This is a genomic window from Deltaproteobacteria bacterium, from assembly GCA_018668695.1.
GTDB lineage: Bacteria > Myxococcota > XYA12-FULL-58-9 > XYA12-FULL-58-9 > JABJBS01 > JABJBS01.
On sequence record JABJBS010000307.1, the window covers coordinates 1 to 5,620 of the forward strand.

General features: G+C 50.2%; 6 protein-coding genes. 2 read left to right on the plus strand and 4 right to left on the minus strand.

Annotated features, from left to right (window positions below):
- The 3 genes from HOK28_16570 to glpD all read right to left on the minus strand — a co-directional run.
- Window positions 1–1,032 (minus strand): MMPL family transporter (locus HOK28_16570; GenBank protein MBT6434712.1); only part of this gene is annotated, 1,032 nt, incomplete at its 3' end.
- Window positions 1,033–1,099: 67 nt separating this feature from the next.
- Window positions 1,100–1,555, minus strand: coding sequence for a universal stress protein (locus tag HOK28_16575; protein MBT6434713.1), 456 nt, complete (start codon window positions 1,553–1,555; stop codon window positions 1,100–1,102).
- A 45-nt stretch (window positions 1,556–1,600) separates the two neighbouring features.
- Window positions 1,601–3,283 carry a glycerol-3-phosphate dehydrogenase gene (gene glpD, locus HOK28_16580; protein MBT6434714.1) on the minus strand — a complete coding sequence of 561 codons (1,683 nt, stop codon included), beginning with the start codon at window positions 3,281–3,283 and terminating at the stop codon, window positions 1,601–1,603.
- Between the two features lie 159 nt (window positions 3,284–3,442).
- On the opposite strand from glpD, the gene HOK28_16585 reads away from it, so the two are divergent.
- Together HOK28_16585 and HOK28_16590 are read left to right on the plus strand one after the other, a co-directional pair.
- On the plus strand, window positions 3,443–3,736 hold the full coding sequence (locus HOK28_16585; GenBank protein MBT6434715.1) for a metal-sensitive transcriptional regulator: 294 nt from the start codon (window positions 3,443–3,445) through the stop codon (window positions 3,734–3,736).
- On the plus strand, window positions 3,736–4,932 hold the full coding sequence (locus tag HOK28_16590) for a hypothetical protein (protein MBT6434716.1): 1,197 nt from the start codon (window positions 3,736–3,738) through the stop codon (window positions 4,930–4,932). Before HOK28_16585 ends, HOK28_16590 begins: the two co-directional genes overlap by 1 nt.
- Before the next feature lie 66 nt (window positions 4,933–4,998).
- Here the strand turns inward: HOK28_16590 and HOK28_16595 are convergent.
- Window positions 4,999–5,620 (minus strand): hypothetical protein (locus HOK28_16595; GenBank protein MBT6434717.1); only part of this gene is annotated, 622 nt, incomplete at its 5' end.

The window sequence follows — 5,620 nt, forward strand, 5'->3', positions numbered from 1 at the left end:
CCCCAGCATTCGAAAGACCGGTGTCGGCACGAAAGCCATGGATACAAAGCCAAAAAATGTAGTAACCGAGGTAAACCAGCAGGCAAGCCCGACCTCAGAGCATGACTTTACGATGGCCTCTCTGCCCTCTTTGCCCGCTTGTAACTCTAGAAGATAGCAAGAACATAAATGCACGATATCGCTAAATGAAACCACCATCATCACCGCGGGCACCATAGCGAGCATCAGATTGATTTGTGGATCTACAATAATGGCAACAGCGAAAGTCCAGATGATAGCAATAAGGCCAACCCCAGCTGTGGCAAAAACAGGCCAGAGTTGCCCAAAAAGCCAATAGACCACACAGATCAAAATCAAGCTGGTCATCGGGAAAATCAAAATGATACTGAGCCTGGCTTGAACCGTGGCTTCGATGCTGTCTGGAACAAAACCAGCAAGATGTATCGAATCTTTTTTGATACCTGCTTCATGAAGTGGCCCTAAGACGCCATCCAGAATCGCTGGCAAAGCTTCGACGGGCCGGTTTTTCTTGTCCGTTAGCTCAACCACCAGGGTGTAAGCATCACCATCTTCGGAGACAAGCGTTCCACGCATCAATTCATCTTGGGTCACCCAAGCTTTAAGCTGCTGCCAGTCGACCGTGTCCCGGCTGGCCTCCTCTTCATAGCTCGCAATATGGAGAGCATCGGCCCGTGACTCGATAAGGTTCCCTTTAAGGAAGCTCGTCACACGTCGCACATCGTCTAACGACTCAACGGTTTCCAAAGCTTTGGTTAGCGCCGACCAGCCCTTCTCTTCAAATGCACTCTCATCATCAATAGAGAGGAGAATGACGTCACTGGCACTGAAGTCGTTGGCTAAAACGCGGTAACGCGCATAGTCGTCACTCTCTCCAAAAAATAGCTGAATTAAAGAAGAGGCAATAACGCCCTGGGAAAGAATACCCATCGCAATGATGGTGACCACCGAGCAAAGAGCAATGACCCATTTTCGATGTTTAAGGACCCACTCAATATAGCGCTCAACAAACAAGTCACACTCCCCCGAAGCAATCTCGAAAAGTGAAACAAAATGCCGATACACCTAGATAATGGCAAGGCTATGGCTGTGGATGATTATCCTTTTTCACGACTAAAACAGCGCAATGGGCGACTCGAACCACGCGTTCGGCAACCGAACCCATTAAAAAGTGTGAAATGCCGGTTCTACCGTGCGTCGAGATGACCAAGAGTCCATGTTTTGAGGACTCCTGAGTAATCAAATCTACAGGGTTACCGATAATCACTTTGGCATCGATCTTATCCTGCGGAGTCTTGAGTTCGGAGGTCCATTCAGCCATCCGCGCCTCCAGCTCTACCATCGCCTGCGCCATACGCTCCGGAGATTCCGGGTAGGTCAAATCCATAAACGCAGTCTGAACAACGGGATGCACGTGCAAGACCGTGAGGTTCGCATTCCTTTCGTGGGCAATCCTATCGGCCATCGTGAGAGCGTGGCGCGATAATTCAGAGAAATCAATCGGGGCGAGAACGGTGCGCGGTGTTAGAAGGTCCATCTTAAGATCTTCCTCTTATGGACCGCAGAAATCAAGGAAGTTCGTTCAAGCAGACTTCTCTTGAGCTATTTCATCACGCCAACCACGGCTTGTTGCAACGTCGTTTTGATAACGCGCGATTTCGGTCTTTTGGCGTGCATCGTTCCAAAGCAAAAGCTCGGTCATAATTCTGACGACTTCGTGTAAAGCCCCTAAGCCCTGGTCATCATCGCGATAAAAAATCTGAGTTCGCTGAATGAGGAAATCTGTTGCTGTTGCCGCAAATTCGGACTCCACAGCAAACACGACTTGAGCAGCGATTTCATGTCGACCTTTAATCAGTGGGTTTGCCAACTCAGGCTTCTTCTTCACCAAATCAACAACATCTGCAGCGCGCACGCCGTACGTATCAACCAATGACTCACATATTTCCGGGGGCAATACGCCAGAAGCATTTTGAACCAAGTCAGCTTTTAGTTGCGACAAACCGCCCCGCGGCATTCCTTGAGCTCCCGGCAATGCTACTTTCGCGGTGGTTGAACGTCGGGTCTTTAATTTATGCCCGCGCTTCTTTAAAGCCTTCAGAGAAACAGTAACAACTTCATTCGCCATTTTACGATAGGTGGTTAGCTTACCGCCAGCGACCGTCACAACACCATCGGCGCCAACCTCAATGCTATGCTCTCGTGTTACCTTTGAGTTACTGATGTCATCCGACTCTGGAGCGAGTAATGGCCTTAGCCCGGCCCAAGTAGCGATTACATCGTTTCGGTCTAATTGATGACCTGGAAAATAGGTATTGCTGGCCTCTAGAAGATAATCGACATCGTTCAACGTAGCCGTTACCCCGCCTTCGACCTTTCCATAAGCCGTGTCTGTATTTCCGATATAGGTTTGCTCGCCCCAAGGCACCGCGAAAACACCGCGAGCATCGTCAGGGTGTGGACAAATAACACAATGATTCACGGGGAGACTTTTTCGGCTTACTACAACGTGCACGCCTTTGGTTCGCATGACCATAGGCTTAACCGCTTCCTTAGACAGCCCACGGGTCTTATCCGTCCAAGGACCTGTTGCGTTCACCACCAGCGATGCTTTCACTGATTTCTCTTCGCCCGTTAACTCGTTCTTAACCCTAACACCCAATACGTTCCCGGAATCATCCTTCTCAAATTGAGTCACACGGGTCCAGGTTGATACAATTGCACCCTGGTGAGCCGCGTCTAAAGCTGACTCCAAAGTCAAGCGAGCATCATCTGTAGCGCAATCATAGTAGAGAGGTGCTCCAAGCATGCCCTGGGTATCGACAATGGGTTCTACTTCGCTCAGCGCGTGGGCCTTTAAGGTTTTGTGGCGTCGTGGGGACCGAAACAAACTCAGTGCTTCGTAAACCCACATCCCGAGGCTCACCATCCCCAAACCACGTGTGCCAGTTTTGAAAATGGGAAAGATATAACCCAGCGGACGGACCAAGTGCGGTGCAATCTTCAATAAGATGCGGCGTTCGCTCACAGACTCAAACACAAGGCCAAAGGCAAATTGCTCTAGATATCGAAGCCCACCATGAACCATCTTGGATGAACGAGAACTCGTCCCGTATGCGAGGTCTCGCATTTCAACAAGCGCCACATTGAGGCCACGATTAGCCGCATCTCGGGCAATTCCTGCCCCATTGATACCGCCGCCAACCACCAAGACATCGACGGGCTCTTGCCCCAACTTTTCCCACATGGTTGCTTGAGCTAACATCTAGATTCGACTCCTTGCGTCAAAGTGCATGGTAAACGATTTTCTTTGCTCGTTCCAAACGTTATCACACCCTCACTGGGCCGCGGCAAGGGTGGAATCTAACGGGTTTCCCCTATTTTAAACTTGCTCTTATACCCCCTGGGGGTATAAAGGGGGCCAATGGAAGATAGCCAAGATCAAAAGAAAATTCTCACGCGACTCAAGCGAGCTCAAGGCCAAGTTGGAGCCATCCACCGAATGCTTGAAGAAGATAGCCCCTGCCTCGACGTGCTGGTCCAGATTGCAGCTGTTCAAGGGGCTCTCAATAAAGCCGGCCAGGACCTTCTTGCAAACCATATAGAGCACAGTGTTCACCAAGTCTTCGAAAACGCAGACGCCGAAGCTCGCGCCAATAAGATGAAAGATTTGATGACTATTTTTCAACGATACACCCACATCGGGGGACCTTCTTAATGAATGCACTTCTTCTCGCAAGCTGGGATGTCATGTTGGAGCTCTCGGTATGGTTGCTTCTAGGAGCAATCATCGCGTCACTGCTTCATGCGTTTATTCCATCCTCAATGATTCGAAAACAATTTCAAGGTGTCAGTGGGGTCTTCAAGGCAGTTCTTCTAGGCGTCCCGCTTCCCCTGTGTTCGTGCGGTGTGATTCCTGCGGGGCTGGGTCTTAAGAAAGATGGCGCGAGCAGCGGCTCTACAGTTGGCTTTTTAATCTCCACTCCTCAAACTGGAGTCGACTCAATCCTCGTATGCGCATCCTTTTTAGGTTGGCCTTTCGCCCTCTTTAAGGTGTTTGCGGCATTTCTAACTGGTATTGTGGGCGGGGTTATCTGCAATCTTTTCCCTGATGAAAGTCCAGCCGTAGAAGAGCCTGTAGGCTCAACCAGCAGTGCTCGCCCCGGGCTAAGAGAGTCTACGGAACACGGAATCGATATCATACGCAGCATTTGGGGTTGGCTTGCAGTTGGCGTTCTGATTGCAGCTATGATCAATGTATGGATGCCGCCGGCTTGGCTGGAGGGATTGGCTGCCGCAGGCACGCTCACCACTCTTCTCTTGGTTTTAGGGCTCAGCATACCAATGTACGTTTGCGCAACCGCTTCTGTGCCCATCGCCGCGGCACTTGTAGCTGGCGGCCTGCCACCTGGAGCAGCCCTTGTATTTCTCATGGCGGGGCCTGCTACGAATGTTGCTACTGTCGGTGCGGTGTTTCGCGGAATAGGAAAAACTGCTGGAGTAGTCTATCTCTCTACGCTCATTCTAGGCAGCCTTATTCTCGCCCTACTCTTCGATGAATTACTTACGCTCCAGATGGTGATGCCCTCACACGCTCATGAACACACCGCTTGGTGGCAAATTGCTCCAACCATTATCCTCATCCTCATGTTTGCGAAGTTTGCTATCGAAGATTTACAGATGATGTTTGGCAGAATGAAGACCCAAACCTTCGACCTAAGGGTCGAGGTAGGCGGAATGACATGCAACGGATGTGTCGGCCGGTTACAGAAAACCCTAATTGCTCACGAAGAAATTGAATCGGCTCAGGTTCAACTTGAGCCGGGGCAAGCGAAAGTAAGTGGGAGCATCTCGGAGAAGAAGCTTTTAGAGCTTATTGAGACCACAGGGTTCAAACCTGGGGCACGGCTCTAGACGGGACCAGTTGAGCTGGGCAACCTTGCCCTCAAATTGGATTCGGGGCCTACTCGAGCCCGCGAATCAATAAACCAACTGCGACTGCGTTCCACAGCCAAATTCACATGGATGGTCTACTCGGCCTTGCTTAAACATTGCGTTCATTTGTTCAATAACCTCGGGAACGCCTCGCAGGTTATTATGTATGGGCGTTGTTGACTCCGGCGGATTTGCCAGCATCGAAAAGCTCTGGTCGTAGCCCATATCAAATAATGTCATGGCAGAACCGCTGTATGGTGCTTCCACTGTTTCAAAGCCCCACGCTTCAAGAGGCGTTGGCGTTAGAAGTGGCACACCCGCAAGGCGTCCATGTAGGAAGCTTGCGAAGTTGGGAACCTGGGTATCCGCTAGGCCAATCTGAATCAAAAGCTTCTTATTTTCACGATTCGATGCAGGGCCGAAGGGTAGATCTTCGTGCAAGATGTAAGGAGCAAACGTAGCGGGATCAATGCGGTCCAAATAGGACTGCATCATTGCCGAGACTTTCTGCTGATCGAGTGGATCTGGAACTGCCATCTCGAGCATAAACAAAAGTGCTTCAAACGGGTTTGCTCTAAACATGATGTGGGAGAAAGATGCTGCACCAACATGCAAGACAACATTATCAATCTTTGGATTCAAAGCTGAATACACGCCGCCGAAAATC